Source organism: Gilliamella sp. B2969 (genome assembly GCF_026536195.1).
Lineage (GTDB): Bacteria > Pseudomonadota > Gammaproteobacteria > Enterobacterales > Orbaceae > Gilliamella.
On the sequence record NZ_JAFNOP010000003.1, the window covers coordinates 237,968 to 262,971 of the forward strand.

The 25,004-nt window shown below is 33.6% G+C and carries 19 protein-coding genes; 12 read left to right on the forward strand and 7 right to left on the reverse strand.

The window, feature by feature from the left end; genetic code table 11:
- The first annotated feature begins 8 nt into the window (after positions 1-8).
- From J3U66_RS04120 to J3U66_RS04175, 12 genes are all read left to right on the forward strand, one after another.
- On the forward strand, positions 9-1,766 hold the full coding sequence (locus J3U66_RS04120; protein WP_267348071.1) for an OmpA family protein: 1,758 nt from the start codon (positions 9-11) through the stop codon (positions 1,764-1,766).
- A 35-nt stretch (positions 1,767-1,801) separates the two neighbouring features.
- Positions 1,802-2,290 carry an Hcp family type VI secretion system effector gene (locus J3U66_RS04125; RefSeq protein ID WP_065632981.1) on the forward strand — a complete coding sequence of 163 codons (489 nt, stop codon included), beginning with the start codon at positions 1,802-1,804 and terminating at the stop codon, positions 2,288-2,290.
- A gap of 75 nt (positions 2,291-2,365) precedes the next feature.
- Positions 2,366-5,122 carry a type VI secretion system ATPase TssH gene (tssH, locus tag J3U66_RS04130; protein ID WP_267348073.1) on the forward strand — a complete coding sequence of 919 codons (2,757 nt, stop codon included), beginning with the start codon at positions 2,366-2,368 and terminating at the stop codon, positions 5,120-5,122.
- Positions 5,123-5,436: 314 nt separating this feature from the next.
- A complete protein-coding gene (locus J3U66_RS04135) occupies positions 5,437-5,703 on the forward strand; it encodes a PAAR domain-containing protein (RefSeq protein ID WP_065632979.1) in 267 nt (88 codons plus the stop codon).
- 4 nt (positions 5,704-5,707) lie between these two features.
- Positions 5,708-6,853: a hypothetical protein gene (locus J3U66_RS04140; protein WP_267333239.1), complete on the forward strand. Its 1,146-nt coding sequence runs from the start codon at positions 5,708-5,710 to the stop codon at positions 6,851-6,853.
- On the forward strand, positions 6,843-10,172 hold the full coding sequence (locus J3U66_RS04145; protein WP_267333240.1) for an ImcF-related family protein: 3,330 nt from the start codon (positions 6,843-6,845) through the stop codon (positions 10,170-10,172). The genes J3U66_RS04140 and J3U66_RS04145 overlap by 11 nt, the downstream gene beginning before the upstream one ends.
- A 28-nt stretch (positions 10,173-10,200) precedes the next feature.
- Positions 10,201-11,811: a type VI secretion system protein TssA gene (gene tssA / locus J3U66_RS04150; protein ID WP_267333241.1), complete on the forward strand. Its 1,611-nt coding sequence runs from the start codon at positions 10,201-10,203 to the stop codon at positions 11,809-11,811.
- Positions 11,812-11,865: 54 nt separating this feature from the next.
- On the forward strand, positions 11,866-13,629 hold the full coding sequence (gene tssF / locus J3U66_RS04155) for a type VI secretion system baseplate subunit TssF (RefSeq protein ID WP_267333242.1): 1,764 nt from the start codon (positions 11,866-11,868) through the stop codon (positions 13,627-13,629).
- Entirely contained in the window at positions 13,593-14,633 is a 1,041-nt protein-coding gene (gene tssG / locus J3U66_RS04160) for a type VI secretion system baseplate subunit TssG (protein WP_267348075.1), read from the forward strand. The genes tssF and tssG overlap by 37 nt, the downstream gene beginning before the upstream one ends.
- 16 nt (positions 14,634-14,649) lie before the next feature.
- Complete coding sequence (gene tssJ, locus J3U66_RS04165; protein WP_267333244.1) at positions 14,650-15,168, forward strand: type VI secretion system lipoprotein TssJ; 519 nt, start codon at positions 14,650-14,652, stop codon at positions 15,166-15,168.
- A complete protein-coding gene (tssE, locus tag J3U66_RS04170; RefSeq protein WP_267348077.1) occupies positions 15,165-15,599 on the forward strand; it encodes a type VI secretion system baseplate subunit TssE in 435 nt (144 codons plus the stop codon). The genes tssJ and tssE overlap by 4 nt, the downstream gene beginning before the upstream one ends.
- Before the next feature lie 1,125 nt (positions 15,600-16,724).
- Positions 16,725-17,366 (forward strand): cysteine hydrolase, encoded by a 642-nt coding sequence (locus J3U66_RS04175; RefSeq protein ID WP_267344932.1) that lies wholly within the window; start codon positions 16,725-16,727, stop codon positions 17,364-17,366.
- A 584-nt stretch (positions 17,367-17,950) separates the two neighbouring features.
- Here the strand turns inward: J3U66_RS04175 and J3U66_RS04180 are convergent.
- The 7 genes from J3U66_RS04180 to J3U66_RS04210 form a co-directional block, all read right to left on the reverse strand.
- Positions 17,951-18,796 carry a hypothetical protein gene (locus J3U66_RS04180; protein ID WP_267344933.1) on the reverse strand — a complete coding sequence of 282 codons (846 nt, stop codon included), beginning with the start codon at positions 18,794-18,796 and terminating at the stop codon, positions 17,951-17,953.
- Between the two features lie 80 nt (positions 18,797-18,876).
- Positions 18,877-20,256: a sialate O-acetylesterase gene (locus J3U66_RS04185; RefSeq protein WP_267348079.1), complete on the reverse strand. Its 1,380-nt coding sequence runs from the start codon at positions 20,254-20,256 to the stop codon at positions 18,877-18,879.
- Positions 20,257-20,471: 215 nt separating this feature from the next.
- Complete coding sequence (locus J3U66_RS04190; RefSeq protein ID WP_267348081.1) at positions 20,472-20,789, reverse strand: hypothetical protein; 318 nt, start codon at positions 20,787-20,789, stop codon at positions 20,472-20,474.
- A gap of 697 nt (positions 20,790-21,486) precedes the next feature.
- On the reverse strand, positions 21,487-22,323 hold the full coding sequence (locus tag J3U66_RS04195; RefSeq protein WP_267344935.1) for a hypothetical protein: 837 nt from the start codon (positions 22,321-22,323) through the stop codon (positions 21,487-21,489).
- Between the two features lie 563 nt (positions 22,324-22,886).
- Positions 22,887-23,234, reverse strand: a complete 348-nt coding sequence (locus tag J3U66_RS04200) for a hypothetical protein (protein WP_267348083.1) — start codon at positions 23,232-23,234, stop codon at positions 22,887-22,889.
- 22 nt (positions 23,235-23,256) lie between these two features.
- Positions 23,257-23,697, reverse strand: coding sequence for a lysozyme (locus J3U66_RS04205; protein ID WP_267348085.1), 441 nt, complete (start codon positions 23,695-23,697; stop codon positions 23,257-23,259).
- Positions 23,698-23,898: 201 nt separating this feature from the next.
- Positions 23,899-24,207 (reverse strand): phage holin family protein, encoded by a 309-nt coding sequence (locus J3U66_RS04210; RefSeq protein ID WP_267333252.1) that lies wholly within the window; start codon positions 24,205-24,207, stop codon positions 23,899-23,901.
- Between the last annotated feature and the right edge of the window lie 797 nt (positions 24,208-25,004).

Here is a 25,004-nt window from a genome sequence, read left to right on the forward strand (position 1 = left end):
GGAGTTTTATGAGCGATTACCCTAAGCGTATCCAGATTATTTACGCAGTCATATTGAGCCTATTGTTACTATTTGTTTTTTTACCCATAACCATTGGTTGGAAGATAATTGGAACTATTGTAATTATAGTGATTGCGGGTGGACTTTTATGGCGACTAAAGCGATACCGACAAATACTTGCTTCCTCAACCGCCAATATTCAATTCTTAACTCAAAAACTGGATTTATTACCAGCAAGACAACGCTATCGTTTACCGATTTTATTGGTAACAGGTAGTGCCGCGAAAGATTTTTTCCCTAATGATTTATCATTAGCTGAATCAAATGTTTTAGTCTCATCTGAAGCGGTTTGGATTTATGTTGAAGAGTTTTCACACCTACCAATTGTCTATGATTCATTAATCTCAAAATGGCCTGACATGTTAGGTCGAGTTGGTATATTTTTAGCTATTGCACCTGAATTAGAAGACAAACAAGGATTATTGATTGCAAAGTTACAAGCTTTTCGTCAATCTTGGGTTGACACATGCCGAATTGCAAAATATCAATTACCTGTCTATATATCTACACATATTGGTTTTAATGATTTAATTTATGATGAACAAAATCCATTACCCATTTACTGGTTTCAATTAGTTAATGAGCGCTTATACTTGCTTGATCGTTATTTATCACCAATTGATAACTGGGTAAATGACATCAAAATTTCGTCTGACGAACGAGAACGTCGATTACGACTTAGACCTTTCTTGATCGAAACACAGTCTTGGATTGAACATGTCGTATTAAGTACGCTAACAGATTCAAAACAGCCTATTACCAAATGTGTACCAACAGCGATGGCTATTTATCCTACTAATCAATCTATTATTAGCAATAACGTTATCCAAAAATTGTGGGAAAGTTTGACCACCTTACCACTTCCTAATACACATAAAATACAAGAAATCATCAGTCCACCCGATGCATTAGTTAAGTTTATGCCAATTGCATACCCATTTTCGCCAATTTGTACCATGATTTGCGGTTTAGTCATTATCACATCCCTTTTTGGAATGGGCTGTTTGGGTGCATCGTTTTGGAATAACCTTAAACTTGCCGAGCAAGTTCAAAATGATATTCATCATTATCAGTTAATTCCTATGGACTCTTATGAAGAAAAACGCCAAGCACTTGAACAATTAAAAAATGATAGAGCAATCTTAAATCAATACCTTGCACAAGGTGAGCCTGTTCGTTTAGGTATGGGGCTTTATCAAGGTTTACGACTTATCGAACCATTAAATATCACAATGAGTGATTATGTGGCAAAACCACCTGAGCCAGAAAAAATTATTGTCAAAGAAACTGAAGTGGTAGTCAAAGAACCACCAGTGATTCGTCTGGATAGTTTATCGCTCTTCGAAGTGGGCCAGTCAAACCTAAAACCAGACTCAAGTAAAATATTGATTAACGCTTTAATGGAAATGAAAAACCAGATTAATGCTAATCAAGGAACAGGCTGGCTTATTTTAATTACCGGTCATACCGATTCGACAGGTGATGAAAATAAAAACTTAACGCTATCGCTTGAACGAGCTGTTGCGGTAAGAAACTGGATCATCAAAACCAGTGATATTCCAGAAACGTGTTTTGCAATACAAGGATATGGGGCTAAAAAACCGTTAGTGGATAATGATACCCCTGAACATCGTGCCAAAAACAGGCGTGTAGAAATTAGTTTAATTCCTCAAATGTCAAATTGCATTTTGACGAACCATAAATAAAAATTAGTAACAAAAAAACAAAAGGAGTAAATACAATGGCAGTCCCAGCATATATGTTTCTTAAAGATGACGGTGGTGCAGAAATAAAAGGTTCTGTAACGGTAGTCGGACGTGAAGGTAGTGTAGAAGTGGTTGAATTTGATCATAAAGTTTACATACCTACTGATGGTAATACTGGAAAATTAACCGGAACCCGCGTGCACAAACCACTTGAATTTGTGAAAGAAGTCGATGCTTCATCACCTTACCTTTATAAAGCAGTGACCACTGGTCAAAATTTAAAATCTGTTGAAATCAAATGGTACAAAATTAATGATGCAGGACAAGAAGTCGAATACTTTAATACATTGATGGATGGTGTAAAAGTGGTATCGATTAAACCTGAAATGCATAACATTAAAGATCCAACTAAAGAGCAATACAATCACTTAGAACGTGTTGAACTACGTTATGAAAAAATAACTTGGACTTACAAAGATGGCAATATAATCCATTCAGACAGTTGGGTTGAAAGCCGAGGCTAATGTCGCATCGGTTGATCCTGTTATTAATAGGATCAACCATTATTGGTTACTATTAAAAGAATAAAAGGAATATTCATGATTGCTGATCCTTCTGTGTTATTAAGACGACTAAATCCCTATTGTGCAAAGGCTCTTGAAGCAGCTGCGGGATTATGCCAAACACGAGCACATACTGAAATTACTTTGGAACATTGGTTATTAAAATTATTAGAACAAGGTTCAGGAGATATTACGGTTATTGCAAGGCATTATCAACTCGACATGGATAGCATTTGGCAAGGTTTACTCAGTTATCTAGATGCATTACCCCATACAATTAATGAAAAACCCAGTTTATCATCATCGTTGATTGCCATATTACAATCAGCATGGCTACAAGCTTCATTAGAAGATAACGAAGACATGATTCGTTCCGTGCATATTTTACAGGCACTACAAAAAAACCCTCATTGTTTAAAAGCACAAAATGCATGGCAATTATTGAGTTTATCAGCTATTTCATTACAAAAAATGCGTGCAATGTTAGATGAAATGTCTGATGAAAATCCAAGTAATCAATATCGCTATTCTGCTGAAGAGCTCACTCATACAGAAGATCAATTAGATAGAGCCTCGCAAACCAATACCAGCGAAAACATGACAGAAACTAAAACATCGCAATCATCTGTTTTAAACACAAAAACTAAACAAAATCATCAACAAGCAGCCCTTACCCGTTTTACTGAAAATGTCACCGAAAAAGCCAAAACAGGCAAAATTGATCCCGTATTTGGTCGTGATGACGAGATTCGTCAGATGGTGGATATTTTATCTCGACGCCGTAAAAATAACCCAATTTTAGTAGGTGAACCTGGTGTTGGGAAAACTGCATTAGTCGAAGGATTAGCATTACGTATTGCAGAAGGTAATGTACCCAATAATCTAAAAGATGTCAGTATACTTACGCTAGACCTCGGATTATTACAAGCAGGTGCTGGTGTTAAAGGTGAATTTGAACAACGACTGAAAAATGTGATTGACGCTGTTCAGCAATCGCCAACTCCAATATTGCTGTTTATTGACGAAGCGCATACGATTATCGGGGCTGGTAATTCTGCTGGTGGTGCAGATGCGGCTAACTTATTAAAACCTGCGTTAGCCAGAGGTGAACTCAGGACTATTGCTGCCACAACATGGTCAGAATACAAACAATACTTTGAAAAAGATGCTGCACTTGAACGCCGATTCCAAATGGTTAAAGTCGATGAACCGAATGATGAAAAAGCAAACCTTATGTTACGCGGACTAAAATCCCGTTATGCAAAACATCATGGCGTTCACATTCTTGATGAAGCAGTTAAAACAGCAGTGTTACTATCTCGACGCTATATTAGTGGTCGACAATTGCCTGATAAAGCTGTCGATCTATTAGATACTGCCTCGGCGCGAGTTAGAATGGGACTTGACACCATTCCTGAATCAATAACAAAAATTGAAGCTAAAATTGATGCACTCACTATTGAAAAACAAGCGATTGAAGCGGATGCCTTGCTTGGTGAAATAACATCAACAGAACATATAACCGAAATCGATAACCAATTAAAACAATTAACTCAACAATTAACTGACGAGCAAGCCCAGTTTCAAAAAGAAAAAGAATTAGTTGAAAAATTAATTGAATTACGCAAACAATTAACACCTCAAGCCGATAAAAAATTACGTAAACAACTACTAGATACTCAAAAAGAGTTAACAAAGCTACAAGGTACCACACCATTATTATCACTCGATGTTGATAGTCGCACCGTATCTTCTGTTATTGCCGATTGGACCGGCGTGCCTTTAGAAAGTTTATTAAAAGATGAACAAAGCCATTTACTAACTCTTGAAGACGATCTGCGTTCACGTGTAGTTGGTCAAGATAATGCCCTGCATGAAATTGCCAAGCGAATTCGCGCAGCTAAAACCGGACTCACGTCAGAAGAAGCACCAATGGGCGTATTTTTACTGGTTGGACCATCAGGAGTTGGTAAAACCGAAACGGCTTTAGCATTAGCTGATACATTATTTGGTGGTGAACAATCGCTAATTACTATCAATATGTCTGAGTATCAAGAATCTCATACAGTATCACAGCTAAAAGGATCACCGCCGGGTTATGTTGGGTATGGTCAAGGAGGCATATTAACAGAAGCCGTCAGAAAGCGTCCTTATAGTGTTGTTTTATTGGATGAAGTGGAAAAAGCACACCGTGATGTACTTAACCTATTCTATCAAGTTTTTGATCGTGGTTTTATGAGCGATGGTGAAGGTCGCGAAATTGATTTCCGCAACACACTAATTTTAATGACATCGAATTTAGGCAGTGATGAACTGATGACACTTTTTGAACAAATGCCTCAAGCAGATGTTGCCACCCAACATGAATTATTGCGCCCAATTATTCGAGAACACTTTCAACCGGCACTACTTGCCCGTTTCCAGACCGTTATTTACACCCCGCTAAGCGACAATGCCTTACGACATATTGTGGAAATGAAGTTGAACAAAGTCGCGTCTCGATTACAAAAACATTACAAAATTGATTTTAATGTTGGCAAACAGCTCTACGACCAATTAGTTGCCGCGTGTTTACTCCCAGATACCGGAGCGAGAAATATCGACAGTATTTTGAATCAACAAATTTTACCCGTAGTTTCAAGCTTACTGTTACAGAATATTAACCATAAAGAAACAACGCAAACACTAATTCTCGATTTTGATGAAAATGACGGCATTATACTCGAGTGGGCTAAACAGCCAAATCAAAAACGAAAACCGAGAAAAGTACGAAACACTAAACTTGAAAAGTGACATCTCAATACAGCGTATTAGCCATTTATAAAGGGCATTAAGGAATAAACTTAATTAAAAAAAGTATCTAAATTTTTTGTTGCAGTTTAAAAAAATTATGGTGGGTTTGGATTATTAGAGATAGCGCGATCAAATTCGATAAAAATGAACCGCGCCCTTTACTAATAATTGATCTACTACTGTTGAGCAGTAGTTTATTTATCAAGTCATTATGTTACATCTAAAAGTATTAAGACAATAGCAAACGTAATATAAAAAATAATGATACATAAACTCGGTTATCTTATCGTCAAATTAGGTTATAGGAATATAAAATGGGTGAAAATATTGTTCGATTAGGAGACCCAACAACACATGGTGGTTCTGTCATTTCGGCTTCATCAACAATGACTATTGAAGGCAAACCAGCTGCGTTGATAGGTGATCTTGTTAGTTGCCCCAAAAAGGACCATGGAGTGAATAAAATAATTGAAGGTGCCAAAACCGTTTTTTCAGATGGCAAAGCTGTGGTGATAAACCAGTGCTCATGTGAATGTGGGTGTAAGGTTCTTTCCACAATTAACACGGCTGAAATGGAGTAACATCATGTCTTGGCCTCAGCCTAAAGTGATTGACACATTAAATCCGCCGGGAAAATTGCATCGTGGTAGATGGTTAGTATTTTTTATTATATTAATGGTGATTACTGGTATTACATTTGCTTTGATGTGGCCAAATAATAATTACCTAAAACAATGGACTTTTTGGTTTGGTCTAATATCTATTCCTACCATTGTTAGCGGTGTTGCTCTTAGTATCCGTTTTTATCTTTACGGCCTAGCACAAGAAGAATATGAAATATGGCAACAAGAACAGAAGATTATTCAGCAAAATTGGCAAATGTGGGCAATGAAATCTTTAATTGTTCTTGATAGTTACTATAGTTTACCAAACCAAATAACAGCAAAACAGATATTAGTAGATAACTCAAATTTAGCTGTTCAAATAAATAACTCGTTAAAATTTGATGAAAAATTAGGAGTCAATCAACATATTGAAGATCTGTTTTTTTCTTTGCGCCCTTTTTTTTCAAAACTTCCGTTAACAGAGCCAATTAACATTACGATGTATTCATCGGATCAATCTTACAGTTACGTCGATGACGATATTTATAATGCTTGTCGCGCGGCACAAATAGCTCAACCTTATACGTTTTCACATAAAATGGTGATTCATGCTGATATAGAAAAATTAGTAGAATGGATCGACATTGATCAAAAAGCATTACAGTTAGTTATTATTAATAATACTAAATCGTCAAATTCTGCTTTCTTATGTGCCTTTTTATTAATGGATAAACAGCAATATAGAAATTTATCTGTTGATATTGCAAAAGCAGAAATTTTAAGACCCATGACAACCGATAATTTACAAGTTGCAATCAATCAAATGGTTGAGTTACAACCGGCTATTTGTCAAGTAAATCAACTGTGGTTTGCAAATTTAGATAATAAGCAAGAAGTCAATATTACAAAACAGTTAGCTGATTTGAACATTTCACCAGAGCAAATGTATAAACTTGGCAGTTTAGTAGGTAATCAAAATGAGCTTTCTTATTGGCTTTCATTGGCACTAGCATGTGAGATGGTTACAGAAACAAAACAAACTAATTTAATTACAGCAATGAGTCAAAATCAATGGTTATTTTCCGTTGTAACAGCTGTCAATCTAGGAGTTATGAATGAAGAATAAATGGAAACGGATAGGGCTTCTTTTCATTATTTTATTAGGCGCTCTATTTTTTGCTACTATTCTCTTTATTTGGGGAGATGCGCTTGGTTATAACTCATTGGGACAAAAAATTGCGATTTGGTTACAAGGAATGCTTTTATTATTAGCTTTATTATTAACACCGGTAATCATTTCTAATAGTCGCAGAATTTGGGCAAAAGATAAAGCAAAGCACGAATCATTGAATCCTATAGAACATAAAAAAACAGAAAAACCGATTCCTTTTTCCGAATTTATAGATATTAAAAAACAATTTCGATATCGCTACGGCATCTTTTGGCGCTATAAAATTCGTAAATGTTTAGTATTAGGCTCAGCTTCTGATGTTCAAGCTTTATTACCGAATTTAACAGCTGAAGGCTGGCAATTATGTGATGAGACGTTAATGATTTATGGTGGGGATATACAAGATGAGATCAACACTCCTTGGTTGCAAGCCTTAAAAAAACAGTTTTCTCGTTGTGTACCTTTTTGGGGAAAACCAATTAATGCCTTAATTTGGGCTTTACCTGAGCATTATTTAGATAATACACGGCAACATCAATTAGCTCTCGAAAAAGCAGTTGTCCAGTTACATAAACGAAATAAAATATTAAATTGGTCGGCGCCACTTTATTTAGTTGCAAGGCAAAAAGAAGAGTGGTCACAAGCTGGACGCATTGAACAAAGTGTTGGCGTTTTCTTTTCAACGTTAAAAAAAGAGTCAATGGAGTCTGTTGATTTATCACTTAATCAATTAGCCAAAGATTGTAGTAAACGTGGAATACAACAAATTAAAAACAATATTTGTCACGCCTTTTTATTGCAAATTAGTCAAAATTTAGTTAAAGGTGATATCACTAATATTAAGCGTTACTTGACCTTGCTGACTTCCTTCCCTTTCTCTCCTTGCGTTCGTGGTCTGTTTTTTATGTCTAACCAGCAAAATTCAAATCACGATTCCTCTTTTTTTGAACATTCATTGTTAATGACACCAACATGGCAGTCAATTAGTGATGATGCAAATTTACAATTTGGACGAAGAATGGGGATTCAATGGGGGTTATTATCTTGTTACGCTTTAATTGCTGTAATGACAGTGACAAGTGTTGCATTACTGACTTCATTTTTCCGTAATGCATCACTAATCAATGATAGCGTCGAATTGGTTAAACAAGCTGATAATTCAGTAACGCAAAACTATACGGTTCAATTGCAAACTCAATACCAGTTACAACAACGTTTAGAACAGTTACTTTTTCGGCAACAACACGGTGCACCATTATCGTATCGATTTGGCTTAAATCATAATAATGAGCTATTAAATAAATTGTGGCTTACCTATCGTGCAACCAATTCACGCAATATTGCAACGCCATTTTATGACAATATAACTCAGTACTTAACATTACTGACTGAATTACCACCAAATGATCCTAGACGAAATAAACTGGTAGAATCGGCATACGATGCATTGAAAGCTTATTTAATGATGAATCATCCGGATAAAAGTGATGGAGATTATTTAAGCAAATTTGCTAGTGAAATATGGCGTGCACCTCAAGGAGTAAATGATGGTGATTGGTTACGTTTAATGCCGGATTTGGTTCGTTTTTGGGGACAAGTACTCAATATGCATCCTGATTGGGCACTATCTAGCAATCCGCGTTTGATTAAAGACGTCCGCCAAATTTTGATTAATAATATTGGTGTACAAAATGCGGTAAATACCCTTTACCAAGAGATGATTCAGCGAGCAAGCCAGCACTATGCAAATCAAAACTTAAATCAATTGCTTGAAGGTTTAGATAGCCGATTACTCTTTTCGAATGATATGGATGTACCTGGTGTCTATACCCGAAAAGCTTGGGATGATACCATCAAAGATGAAATTGATAATATTGCTAAGTCACGTAAAGAACAAATCGATTGGGTATTAAGTGATGGGGTAAATGCATCAACATCATCTATTTCGCCCGAAACGTTAAAACAACAACTTACTGAACGTTATTTTAGTGAGTATAGTGCCGCTTGGTTACAATTTTTAAATACAATTGAGTGGCATAAAGCCGATAATGTATCGGATGTCATTGAGCAACTCACTTTACTGGCTGATACCAGACAATCACCATTAATTGCGCTTATGAATGTGGTGAAATACCAATCAGAAGTGGCATATACCGGGGATGGATTGTCCGACAGTTTGATTCGTTCAGCACAAGAACTTATGGGGAGTAAATCTCAAACAGGATTACCTAAAAATAATGAAGCATCAGGTCCATTAACAGCAACTTTTTCACCTGTGAACAACTTGTTAAAAAATGACAATACTAATGGACTTTCTTTGCAAACTTATTTACTGAGAGTGACACAAGTTCGCCTCAAGTTACAAAATGTTACAAACAGCGCAGATCCTCAAGCAAGAATGCAAGAATTAGCAAAAAGCGTTTTTAAAGGGACTTCTGTCGATTTAACTGAAACACGCGATTATGGCAACTTAATCGCGGCAAATCTTGGTGAGGAGTGGTCTGGGTTTGGTTACAATTTATTTAAACAGCCTTTAGAACAAGCATGGCAAGTCGTTTTAGAGCCTGCCGCCACAAGCTTTAACGATCTATGGAATAATTATGTTGCAAGTCAATGGGAAAAATCGTTTTCTGGCCGTTATCCATTTAAAGACAGAGAAAATGATGCATCGTTAGCGGAATTAGCGCGCTTTTTACGACCTGACACTGGAATTATCGATCGTTTTATTATCAGTGAATTAAGTGGTGTATTAGAGAAGAAAGGTGGAAGCTGGGTTGTGAATACAGCTAACGCGCAGGGCTTAAATTTTTCACCTAAATTCCTTGAAGCTTTAACACTATTTAATCAAATTGCAACAGAAATATTATCAAGTGGTGATGTTGCTTTGTCGTTTGATATCATGCCTCGCAGTGGAAATAACATCGCGCGTTCTGAATTGGTAATTAATAAACAAAAATTAGAGTATTTTAATCAAATTCCAACATGGCAACGCTTTAACTGGCCAGGCGATGGCTATTCACTTTCTTCACAATTGAGTTGGAGTAGTGATGCATCTGGAATGCGTCTTTATAAGTACTATAGTGGTGATTGGGCATGGATACGTCTACTTGAATCAGCATCTGTGAAACCATTAGATTCAAGTCGTTATGAATTGATTTGGAATGCACCCGATGATCGTAAACTACGCTTTATTTTACGCACTCAATTAGGTGGTGGTCCGTTGACATTGTTAAAATTGCGGAATTTTTCATTGCCGCAAAATGTATTTGAATAATGATGTATTATAAAAATGGAATATTTTTATGTTTAGTCAACTATTGAACCGTTTTTTTGGACAGCAAGATCCAAAAGAATCCATAGCACAACAATTAAATCAACATTGGGCGGATTGGTTACAGCCAATTAGTTTAGATAAACCAGCGGGTGAAGATTTAACATATTCTGATTCTTTTCAAGAGATTAAAGAAGAAATAACTAAACTTTCAGGTATTAATTACACGCTGATTGCAACAGAAAGCGAAACTATCTTGAAACAAAATAGTAAAGATATTCGTGTCGCCACTTATTATTGCTTGGCTCGTTTACATATTGATGGTGCAGAAGGGTTTGCTGATGGGGTTGAGCTACTAGCAGGATTATTGGACAAATTTGGTGAATCGATTTACCCTTCCCGTCACAATATTCGTAAAAATGCCATAGAGTGGTTAGCTAGTAGTAAATTTATTGATGAACTGACCCCATTACAGCCGATACCAGAAGCGTGTTTAACACGTATTATTGTAGCATTAAACATGATTGATACCTGTTGTAATACGTTATTTGTAAATGAAGATCTTAATCACCCAATTAGCGCCCCTGATTTAACAGCTTTAGTTCATTTTTTTACAAATGGAATCAAGCAAGCGCCCAACCTAAATAAGACGGAAGAAAACACCGAGGAGCCACCACCTTCCCCACCATTATCTACACCAATTCGTGGCGAAGGTGAAGTCAAAATCAGCTCCCAACGAGACTTACTCGAACAAGCTAGAAAAATGGCTTCTTTTTTACGCGAAAAACCTGAAGGCTACCTAGCAGCAGGGCGTTTTTTACGAGTTATTCGTTGGGATACCATAAATGATTTACCACCAGCGGATCATCGTGGGAAAACACGATTGCCAGCACCAAGAACAGAACTCAAACAACATATTAGTCGTTTAATTATTCAACAACAATGGCATGATCTTTTTGAACGAGCCGAGGCTGCATTCACCGAAAGTGCCAATCACTTTTGGTTAGATTTACAACGTGCAACCATAATAGCATTACAAAAAATGGGAGAACCTTATCAATCTTGGGCTGATATTTATCTAACTGATATTGGTTTGATGCTAGAACGGTTAAACGGCGTTGAACATCTTTGTTTTGAAAATGGGATGCCATTTGCCGATGATGAAACACTAAGTTGGATAAGTAACAATGCCCGTATTCACCATTTAGATGAAGGTGAAAGTATGGTACAAATTGCTGTATCGGGCGAAAACGATTGGAATGAGATTGAAAAACAAGCATTAGAACTCGCACACACTGAAAATTTAGAGAAATCGTTTCAATGGTTACAAAATTTACCGTCATTACGCTCTCCTAAGCAACGATATTTTCTACAATACACCCAAGCACGTGTAGCTGAACAATTTGGTCAACAAGATGTGGCACTAAAACTGTTAATTGGACTTAATGAACAACAACAAGGTATCACGTTATTACAATGGGAACCGGAATTGTTATTTGATGTAAAACGATGTTTACTACGATTAATGAAACAAAAAAATCATCTCAAAGATGGTATAAAACCAAATCTTTCTGCTCAAATTGAGCAGTTACATCATGAATTAATGCAACTCGATCCCGCAAGAGCATTAAGTGTAATGTAAAATGATTCATGGTATTTGGATAGGAATAATAAATAATAATCAAAGAGACAAACAATGGATGATCTAATTCTACGCTATTACGAATCAGAAATGCGCTATTTGCGTGAAGCAGGAAAAGAATTTGCGAAAATTCATCCTGATAGGGCAAGTGAACTAAATTTAGATCGAGTAGGTGATCGCGATCCTTATGTAGAGCGTTTATTTGAGGGCTTCGCTTTCTTGACCGGCCGCTTACGCCAAAAAATTGATGATGATTTGCCTGAACTCACTGAAAGCCTGGTTAGCCTACTTTGGCCACATTATTTACGTTTAATCCCCTCATTATCGATTATCGAGTTAACGCCCAATTATGCAACACTATCGCGCCAAGAGCTCATTCCTGAAGGATTAAAAGTACAAAGTGAGCCTCTTGGACAAGCTGGCACTAAATGCCCTTACCGAACAACCCAAGATGTCATATTACAACCAATTAAAATTAGTCAAGCTAACTTAGGATTTCATCATGATGGTCGGAGTATGATTACTTTGCGTTTAAGTTTTGGTGAGTTAGCAGATTTTGAACAACTTGATCTATCTAAATTACGACTTTATTTGAATGCTGATGGCCCCATTGCGTCGACATTGCATTTTGCTTTAACGCAGCAAGTTGCCTCCATGCATTTACGGTATTCAACAAACCCGGAAAATCGGGTAACAATTCAAGGCAAAATAACCCCAGTTGGTTTTTCTGATGATGATCGGTTATGGTTAAAACCAGATAATGCTTTTGCCGGCTATCAGCTTTTATTGGAATATTTCGCTTTTCGTGAAAAATTTATGTTTGTGGATCTTCATGGACTCAATATTGATGATGTACCAGAACATTGCCGTTATATCGATATTGAGCTCATTTTAAATCAAAATTGGCCAACCGATATGCCGTTTAATCACGACAATATCCGTTTACATTGTGTTCCTGTTATCAATTTATTTGAATTAGAGGCAGATCCGATCGTTGTTAACCAATTGGAGAGCGAGTATTTACTTAGGCCGTTACTTCGTCAAGATGGACATGTCGAGGTTTATTCTGTTGAACATGTGGAGGCCATCACCCGTAATGGTCGTTATCACTATGTGCCTTTTACCAGCTTCAAACATCGAGGAGGAATGTTAAGGCATGATGCACCTGAAAGATATTATCATACACGCGTTCGCAAAGGCGCATCAGGATTACATGAAACTTGGTTAATTCTGGGCGGTAAGATCTGGGATAAAGATGAAATGTTAGAAACCGAAACATTATCATTACAAATTACCGGTACAAATGGTATGTTGCCGCGTAAAGTATTACGCAATGCCCGTATTGATGAACTTTGTCATGCTCAAAACAGCATAAGCCGCGTACATAATTTATGTTCGCCAACATTACCATGTTATCCGCCAACGGAAGATCGCTTTTATTGGCGCGTTTTATCGCATTTAGCACCGAATTATCTCTCCTTGATGAATGCAGAAGTGTTACGAGGAACGCTAGCTTTATATGATTGGACCGATAACGAACTCAATCGTCGACGATTGGAGGGCATTGTTAATGTCTCTCATCGAATGATTAAGCGTATCGAAAAAGGAATGCTACAGCGAGGTATAGAAATAGAGGTTACGCTCAATAGTTATCAGTTTGCCGGTGAAGGCGATGTCATGCTTTTTGGTGAGTTGTTACATCAATTTTTTGCCCTGTATGCCGATGTAAATTTATTCACTAAATTAGTTATTATTCCTTTACCAACAGGAAATAAAATTATATGGAATCACAGCAAAATATCGAAAACAGCCTTTTAATGCAAACACTTGAAAGTGTTTTGCCAAAAATGAATTTTTATCGTTTTTGTCAATTACTTGAGCAAATGTATGCAAATGAACCTATACTTGGCAAATACGAAACACCCGCAGCCGATCCTTTGCGTTTTGCACCATCGATCGATATGTCTTTTCCTGCTAGTGAACTAAAATATATCGAAAGAGCACCTTATGTTAATCGACCCGCGACAGTAAGAACGCGATTTTTAGGATTATATGGGGTTGACTCGGTACTACCACTGGGCTTACTTGATAATATCATTCGTCGTGAAGAAAACTATCAAGTGATGACTGATTTCTTGGATATGTTTAATCATCGTACCATCACTCAGTTTTATCGTATTTGGTTAAAATATCATTATCCTGCGAGTTTTTTAAGTGGAGGAAAAGATCCATTATCAAAATGTTTGCTTGGATTAACTGGACTGGGTATCAAAGGCACGGTAGAACAAATTGGTACGCCAGCATCACGTTTTTTGGCATTATTAGGTTTAATCACACAAAAAACACGTACAGCTGACGGTATTGTTGGCTTGGTACGTGTTTTAGTACATGATGCAAAAGTAGTAGTAAGTGAATTCTACCCTATTTGGCAGTCAATTGATAACCCAGCACAATTAGGCGATAAAGTACAACCGGTTAGTTTAAATGGAGGGGCGGTATTAGGTTCTCGTTTTAGAGAGTGTAATCAAACCGTTCATATTGCGATTACGCCTCAGTATGAACAGCAAGTGATTGATTTACTACCTGGAGGGCAGTTACATCGTGATTTGATGGCTTTATTACGCGCTTATTTAGGTTATCAGGTTGATGCCAAAATGACACTTTGTATTCAACGTCGATTTTTACCGCGAAGTCAATTAAAGCCTAACAATAGTCGTCTAGGTCAAACAGCATCATTAATAAAAAACACGACTAACGAAAAGATTGATGATGAAGTTGCTGTGAACATAGGTCACTACTCTGGAATAGATTATGCTGCATAATAGAAAAGGATTAAGTATGAGATTAATTAGTGTCTTGATAATAAGTATATTAACCATAGGATTAACGGGTTGTGGAATTGCCCAAAGCGTATCAGAAGGTGCAGTTGGCTTAAGTAATTCTGTTTTTTCATGGGATATTAGGACAATACATCTGGATTTTATTGCGAGAGCAGAATTAAATATGGATGATGACAGCCGCTCTTCACCTGTTGTTATTCGTATTTATCAATTAAAGGATGACAAAACATTTAATTCCGTTCCTTATCAGGATCTGGTCAACCAAGATAGTGATGCACTAAAGGAATCATTAATTGAGAGTAAAGAATTGATTTTGAAACCTAACACATCAGTTTCTGTTGATGTTCCTTTTGATAAAAAAGCTGAGGTTGTGGGAATTGCCGCACTTTATAAAGACCCTAATTTAAAGGAAAATAGTTGGCGAATGGTATTAACCCGTAGTGATTTAAATATCACTAAACCACGGCAAATTATTGCAAGCCAATATACTATAAAACTAGTGGATGAAAGTAAATGAGTGCTTCATTATACGATATTCTTTATGGCTATTTTCAATCAGGCATCCCCATTGACGATGTGGCGGAAAATGAGCAAACCATTATTAGTGTCATGGATAATATTGAACGTATCTTAAATAGTCGGGCTGGTGCAGTAAAACATATGCCCGATTATGGCTTACCTGATATGTCAACCATCTTTCAAGCCCTACCCTCATCAGCTTATATTTTGATGAGAGCAATAGAACAAACACTATTAAAGTATGAACCTAGGTTATCTTCTATTGATATCCATATCGACGATAAAAACCATGATACCATGGTCCTTGCTTATGAACTAACCTGCCATTTAAAAGAAGGTGGACTTGTCAAATATGGAACTTATTTTATGCCCGATGGTAAAGCTTGTTTGAAATACACCCGTAATGGTGTCACTGTTAACAAAAATTGACCAATTAAATAATAAATTTTAAGTTAGTTATTTTCACATTAAATTTATAAAATCGTTTAGCAATCAAAATAAATAAATTGGCGCCAAAGCATGTTATGGCATATGATTTGGCGATTGGTTTGGTTAAAGGAATTTGTTCCACTAATTTAACACTATTACAAAACTGGCGACATTATGCCGATTGGCATAGTGCTGCAAATGACGATAGCAATACAGTGAAAAATATAACAACTAGCATGCTACGAAAAATTCAAAACATACAATCAATTATCTTAAAAAAGGTATGATAATCAAGGGTGCTAAATCAAGTGGCTTTGGTAAACGATATTAGTAAAGTAACCGTAATGAAAACGAGAGAACTAAGCAAAAATAAGTATCGTTTACGTTTTAATTTTTAATTTTTAATTTTTAATTTTTAATTTTTAATTTTTAATTTTACAGTAAACAATAATGCAGCGGTATGATTCTATTATAGTAAAAAATATCTAGCATAATCATTTTGCTTGGTGGGTTGATGATAGTATTTTTTTGATTTTTTCAACTGGATGAGAGCACTTTTTATTGTAAAGCACCTAAAAAACAGAGTTATAAAGTTGAAAACCACCGTATATTTTAGTCAATATTACTACCTGATTTTGTTATATCAAAAAGTGTAGATACTTTAATTAATACGCTCTGTTTTTTTAACTTTTTTAATGTGGATTTCACCATTTCGGTACTTTTGACTTCTTTTAGTTTGGTTGTTTTTAAAATGGATCCTTCATCTGTAACCTATTTAATGAAAAGCTTTTTTTAATGTTGAAATAGTTATCCTATCTATTTTTGCGCTTCTCCTTTAGTAAGACTTTTTACAACACCTTTGCCTTCCCTATAAGGAATTTATCGTGTTGGTATTGCTGTTATCTGAGATACCTTCCCAACACCAATAATTAATATTTTTAAAAATTGATAATCAAATATCATACCAAATCACCAATATTGTAATTTAACTACAATTATTGTAAATAAATTGCAAAATATATTTATATCAGTAAAATAGCATACCTATATAAAAATAAACACCAAATATCAATAATGATGAGGTGTTTAAATTAACCATAACCAAATATTTTATAAGGATATTTTATGACAACAAAATCACTTACGTTAAAATCAAAAACAGAAGATATTAAAAAGTCTGCATTAATTCTTATCGAATGCCAAAACGAATGGATTCATCCTGCTGGGCATTTATACCAAAGCTTTAAAGATAAAGATCTATTTGAAAAATCAATCAAAAATATTGAATCAAGCTTATTTTATGCAAGGCAAATTCACATGCCAATTATCCATTGTGGTTTGAGATTTCAAAAAGGTTATCCAGAGTTAGCTAATGGAAAAACAGGCCTAAGGCATGCAATTAGTCACTTTGGTACATTTCCTATCGATAGTTTTAATTCGCAATTTTATGAAACATTAACACCAAAAAATGAAGAATTTATTGTAATGGGTAGAACCGGATCAAGTGGCTTTGCTGGTTCTAATTTAGACATTTACCTTAGAAACAATAGTATTGAAACACTTTATTTAGTAGGATACGCGACCAATGTTTGTGTAGAATCGACTTTTCGTGAAGCTCAAGACAAAGGCTATTTTCCAGTCATCATTAGTGATGCTACAGGTACATTCGATAAAATTCAGCAAGAACACATGTTGAAATACACAGTTCCTCATTACGGCGAATCGATAACGACTAAAGAATTTGAACGATTGTACGATGATCGCTAACTTCTTAAACAATATTAATATTTTCAATAGATTCAATTTAATATAAAAAATAAGTTAGGCTGTCCCAACATTGGGATAGCTATATCATACTCATCAAATTTAAGCTAAATATCAACTAACAGTATTAAAGCAATCAATAACAATCTGTTTAAATTGAAATATAACGAATCATTAGTAAGTACTTTTTGCTCTTATCTAAAAATATGTCAATGATTGTGAGTTAATTGTTTTGATAGGATTAAAAAATTAATAAGATACCAATTAAATATAGATTTTAATATAAAAGAGATTAAGGGGCACTGAAAACTTTTTATCTAATATGAGTAAAACAAGTGAAATCTTAGTAATATAGCAAAAAGCTAAACACTAAATTTGTGTGAAGAGATTATGAAAAGAATAACATCATGATTATTAATAACAATTAGAATGTTAACCTAGTTGAGAGGAGTAGAAAATTGTGAAGTGCAAGAGCTTGGATAACGATATAAAATTATCCCTTTAATAATGACAATAGATGGTGAACTTATAGAGAAGAAAAGCCCATACCAAGGTATGGACTTTGAATGTAAATACATACTTATAGTTTAAAGTAAATGTTCATATTTTGTGAAGATTTCATGGATTTTATTGATATCAGATGCAGTTAAATCTTCTCGGCTAAATGTAGCATATAACTTCATAACACCCTCTGAAGGAGAATCATCAATTGTACTGTAAGCCATTAAACGTGGACAAAATTTAGCCATTGATTGTGCTGATAGTTGTTTATTAATGGTCACATTTTTATGTTTATATACTAATGATTTCTTATTAACATGAATAACATAAACACCATCATTTTCTTGTTTATCTTCATCTCGTGAAATAGAATCATTGTCCCACCTAAGAAGGCTACCTTCCATGTACTTTCCAAGACCAGAAGAAATAAAAGCATGTGGATGGCTTATTGCCTCCTCTCCTCCCCAGTCAATACCACTACTTGAAGCTTCAGACATCACAAAAACAAGACAAAGATTAGAATCAACCGTACCTAAGTTATACTTATTATGATCAAAGATAACTACACTTTTCACATTAGAGCGTATACCATTAATAAGTATTTGAGGTTGATCATAAGTCAAATCTAATCGATTACTACCTATAATGCTATACTTAATATGATTAGTATTTTGATGTTTTGATGCAAGATAAAATAATCCCTTACATTTTTGATCTAATCCTTCCTTTACTAAGTCATTAATAAGTAATAATAAACACTGACTATCTGGTCTTTCTGACTTGGTAATATAATCTTCATAAATTGCATAAGCCTTTTCACTCACTGTAGTAATTCTATTAATATTATTACCATTATCACTACCGTAATTAACAGAACCTAAATTATTTTTATTCCAATCGACATTTGAAACTTTAATTGCTAAACCTGACATAAAAACTCTCCACTTATTTTTGTTGTTTAAAAAATTTGATTAAAATCGATATTTTAGTTTTAGGATTTAATCAAAATAAATTAATTTTGTTGCTCGCTTAAATGGTAACTAAAAATAACGCACCAGTTATATAAATGGTAATCTTTATCACCTATACGATAGACAATGTTATTATTATCATGCAACTCACCAGCATTCCGATTCGCTATATCGAAAAAACCATAAGTAATTATTAGATTTTTTGGGCTCTCTTTGCACTCTATACGAAGCGTATCACAATTATTATCATCACTAAGTCGTTCAACTTTAGTTATAATTTCTTGCTTCAATGAATTTTTTATTGAAAACCCTCTATTTGGGATAGTTAAATTTTTCTCTTTGAAATATTCAGGTTTATCAAATGTTAAACCAGATTTATTAAATTTCAGGTTTAAAAATTTACCGTTAATAGTGTGAGAAATTGGATGTAATGGTTGCCAATCTTCACCCGATATAACTTTACTCAAAACATAACCGTAATAGGCACCTAATAACTTAGAGCTTGGCCCTAATAAATGCCATTCATCATGATATCTCAACTGATATATAGGTGTAGCCAGATAGAATCCACTACCTTTTTCAAGCGCTAATTCTAATTTTGCTAATGCAACATCTGGATAACCTTCTGAATTTTTAGTAGAATAAGAGGAAGACACTTGATACATAATAAATGGTAAATCTGAATAATCATCACCTGTAATCGCCTCTATATCTTGGATAAGATCAGTGCGTAATTGTTTCAAGGCTTTTTTATATTTATTAATACCTGTACCATAATTGTACTCACCTTGAGTCCAAGTAATTGCCATCACCCTATATGATTTTCGTTGTTCAACTGCTAAACGCATACCATTTCTAACATCTTCAAGGATATAATTATAGTACTCAGTACCTTTAGATAACGCTGATATAGACATGCCACCTCTTGCACAGCAAGAAGAAAGTATCCATTTATTTTTTAATGATTTTTTATCAAACTCACGAAGAAACATATCTGCAGTGCCTGCAGCAGGTGTTTCACCATTCTCCCCATTCTGCCACTCACGATGATTGTCTAAGAACTGGTATTTATTTTGCGAAGCGTATCGTGTTTTGATACCATGATTAAACATTTTTGCTGACGATGAAAAACTAGTTGGTGTCTGAATTGGTAGTGAATTTGAACCTTCTGCTAGTGATTGACCATAAGTAATAATATGATTAATATCAGCAAGTCCTGAATCAGGTGGATAGATTAATGTTTTTAATTTAGCAGCAAATTGATTATCAATATTAAATTTTGTATTACCCTCTTCATCAATTTTGAAAGAGATATTGCCTTGCTCATCAGCAATAGTAAAACCATTTTCTTGAGTATTATTGAATGAAAAATTTTCTGGTATTGACTTTTCAGGATCCAATAAATCGTTTAAATTTACCATAATTGCTATTTGTCCTTAGTTATATATAAAAAGCAAAATACAGTTATCAAATTAAACAAGGTTTGTTATAACAAACAAGTAACGAAATAAACCTGTTTTACTTTTATTTGATTCTAGTTTTAGAAAACCTAAAATGAATAGCAGATACAACCATATGATTTGCTTTTAACATTTTTAAGTTATTTTTTAGACATCGATGTTGATGATCTATGTTGTTATAATTGATTTAAAAACTTTCTCAATTCGAGAGCAAATTTGCGATTGATTTTAAATTCTGAAAATCCGTTTTCATCAATTCTAAAAACAACATTACCTAACCTATCAATAATCGAAAAACCATTATTCGGGGTATTAGTAAATGCTGAAGGTTCTTTATTGATAAAGTGAAAGTTACCGTCTTTATCGATTTTTAAAACATATTCACCATTTCTATTACAAATATAATAGCCATCCTCTTTTACATCATAAAAATTTTGTGGAAGCGTGTTTGTTTGATACGGTATATCATTTAATGTTTCATTTGAATTTGTCATATTATTTTTACCTTTGTTATTCATATAAAAAATATAGCTAAATAATTAAATTAGATCTGATATTACTTTTCATAAATAAGAAGATATCATCCTCCACCATACAAATTTGTATTGTTCTATCTTTTTGAAAATATGAGTTTTATAGTTTTTGATATATAAATTATTTTTAAGACAATATAATTACGTCTAATTGAAAAAAAGCTTGGATTTTTTGATTAGCCTAATTTAATTTGCTAAAACGCGAAAAAATGATTATAAACTTCGATTTTTATTGAGGATAACTTATCGATAAAGCATACCTAGTTTGAAACAAGTAATACTTTAATTCATTTAATGTTTAGCTATTAAATAGTGATGTAAGCATACTTTTTTTAAATTTTTACACTTGAGGGTTGAATTGTACTTTTAAAAACATCGTAATTACTGCCTAAAATATTTAACAATCATTACTAGAATTAATCATTTAAATTTATGGTAGATAGGTGGTTATACCCTATTTGTAGCTGCACTTAAAAGCTTCTATACCACGTTTTAAAACATGCACTTTTTCACTTTATTAGTTAGCATTAAGCCATAAACGAAAAGTTATTTGATAATTTAAATTATAATCATAAAGTTAAAATCTTTTTCTAGCCATTTATTAGCAAGAAAAAACCCACAATAATTGTGGGTTTTTAATTTAAAAATGAATTAATGATTATAGATATGCTTCGAATTCAGTAAAAATTTGTTGAATCTTAGTAATTTCAGATGGAGTTAAACCTTTTCCTTCAATTCCACTACTAAATGTAGCATACATCTTCATTGTACCGTTACCTGGATTTTTAATAGTGTTATAATTTAATAAAGATGGGCAGAATTTAGCACATGAACGCGGAACATATTTTGTTAAATTAACAGCACGATGACGGTAATCTAATGAAGTTCCATCAACATGAATAACATAAACACCGACAGGATCTTGTGGATCTTCAGATTTTGATACAGCAGCATTTTTACCATTATTCCATTTAAAGATAGCTTGGTCGAAGAAATCTGCATTACCAGCAGAAGAAAATGCATGTACGTGGTTTACTTCGTCTTCTCCGCCCCAATCAAATCCATAAGTAGAAGGTTTAGACATCATAAATACCAAACATAAATCCTTGCCTAATGAACCATCAATGATTTGATGATCATAAAGGTCTGCACGACTTTCGATTTTTGTTCCATCATATCGAACTGTTGGGTAATCGCTATATCGATCTATAACATTGTCACCGATTATACTATACTTAATATGCTCAAAGTTATTGTTAGGGGATGCTAAATAAAACAAACCAGTACATTTATTATGCAATCCTTCTTGAACTAACTTATTAATAAACAGTGCTAAAGCGAAATTGTTTGGACGAGCTTCTCGCTGATTACTAAAATCGCCGGTTTTTTCAATGTATTTCTTATAAATGGTAACTGCTTCTAAACTAATCATTTTTTCAATGTCAGCCATTGAAATTAAGTTACTGTTCTGAATTAGATCTTGTAAATTTGACATAAAATTCTCCATTATTTGTTATTTAAATTAAAAAGAAATTTGCGTTCAACTTTGAATAAAAGTTTATTTCGCAAGGTTTTACTAATGTTATTACACAAGGTAATAATCGAAAATGACTCACTATTTAGTAAAATAATAGCCAGTCATATCGATAGGTAGATAGCGAAGTTGTTATTAAACAACTTACTATTCATTTTTTTTGATTAAAAGAATGGGTTATTGCATTGACTGCCAACCAAAATGGGGGATAGCATTAATATAACGAGTTAATTTAGTATAAATTTAAGTCAATTAACCCGTTAAAACCACGCTATGAAAGGGTGTTAAAATATGTATTAAAAACTGGGTATTTTTATTTGATACCTTACGCCGCTATAGAAAACAGAAATTAGATTAATAACCTATTGATATATCATTCTAATTTTTATCAACCACCTTATTGGTTTAAAGCTCGGATTGCCCTTTTATCTTGATTACACTTTTCAATAACATTGAGCAAATGTTCGTTATATTTAAGACTACTCGCAAAGGTTAATGGTTTAGGTGGTAAAGCAGGTAAGCAATCAGTTAATAAGCTTTCGGATATTGGTCGATTGATGTAAACTTTTTGCTCTTTCGTACAAGCTGTTAGTAATATCACTAGGAACATACTCATTAGCACATTGGTTATTTTTAAGTAAGTCATCAATTTTTTCCTGCAATTCTAAGGATTGATTTTCAAGGTTTCGTTTTGTAATTTCGTTATTAGCAATAATTTGATTATCTTTTATCGTTTTCTGTTCAAGCTGAGAAAGCTTATTAGTCAGTTCTTGAACTTGTTCTAACCTTTGTTTAGATACCTGGATTTGTTTTATATACAAACAAATTAATATCAAACATAGAAACATAAAAACACCTGCAATTTTTGCCATTTTTATTTCCCTAAAAGATTAGTTAGGAATGATTAAATAAATCTTCTTCAGCTTGTCTACGATTAGCTAAGCCAATGCATGATTGTTTAACACCATTGACAGTTATTTTGTTCCAACGACAAAACTCTTTCGATGCACCAAGGTAGTCACCAATATTTAATTTTGCTAATAAAGTCGATTGGTTAAATGCTGATACACCGACATTAAATACAAATGAGCATAACGCATCATATTGGTTTTGATTTAACTTAACTTTCACCAATTTATTAATCGACTGCTCAACTGGATATAAGTCTTGCATTAAAAAACATTCAGCTTGTGCCTGACTTATTCTGTCATTCTCTTTCACATTTTTAGTGTGACCATAACCAATGGTCCAGATTCCAGCTGGACATTTATAGGCTTTGACCGCTAAACTTTCAAAACTTTTGATAAGTTCTAACCCTTTTTCACTAATAATCATTACATTGTCCTAATATTGTTTAGTGTTATAAATCTGTATATTGCATTGAAATTTTTTAGATAATTGATGGGAATCAGAAGAAATAAAAAAAAACATTATTAACTATCAATAAATAGTAAAAAAATAATCAATAATTTTTAGAATAATTTATTACATTGATTATGTGATTAATTTATTTCAATAATCTATAAAAATAACTTATTAATCATTATCTTTCATTTTTTTAAGTAACTTTTCTTCTAATATTTTAATTAAATTAGCGCCTGACCAGCCTGCCAAACCTGCAACTCCTCCAGCCATTTCAAAAGCCCAATTGAAATAACTAGCAATAAGGATGACCAAAGCACCCGCAAAAATCGATATAAATATTTGAGCAATTAACGTCCACAAAAAGAACTTATGACCATTAAGTAAGTGATAGCAATAACTGGCTAATGAGCCAAGTAACGTAACAAAAAATAAATATACAACAACTATCCAATGGATATTATCGGGATCTTTAATTGGCATATGTTTAACCTTATAAGTGTTTTTGAATTAGATAATTAAAATGAATGATGTTCGAATAGGTATAATGTGATTTTTTTTAAACATAAACTAAAACACCAATGTTAAATTGGTTTAATTAATACTCAATTGTTTGATGCTAAAAAATAACTTATTTATCGATAATTAATATTAAGCAGAAAAATCTTATTTATCCTAACCATAACCTAGTAATGATTTTTTATAATCAATCTACGCGATCTGATTGAGATAATAAGAACAATAATTTGCACTAATAGAAAGGTATGAACATTTTTAATTTTGATGGAATTGGTTAAATGTTACTTTATGATTTTATTGTAAGATTTATTAAATAAAATGAATAATTATAAATCAAACAATATCGTTTAAAACAATTCAAAGGATAGGATCATTATTACAATATTAAAGTGTAATAAAATGACGATTTTAAATACTAACCAATAACAAATATATTAACATTATATTTTTATTGTTTTTTATTCAATTTTTCGTATTAAAAAGGTGGTGCAATAAAACAGAAAGTAGTCATTAAAGATAACGAATAATTAAACAAGGCATGCCATTAAACTAATAAATGATTAACAAGCATATTTTCTTTTATTAAAAAATTAAAGACAGCCCGAATACATAATGAAAATATTTTAAATTAAACAACTTCATGTTAAAGCAATTATATAGGTAATATCAATTTTAATCACATAACAAAAAAGCCCGTCTATTGCTAGCGGGCTTTTTTATGCGTTTAAATTTTGATTATGGACTAATTATATATGCTTATT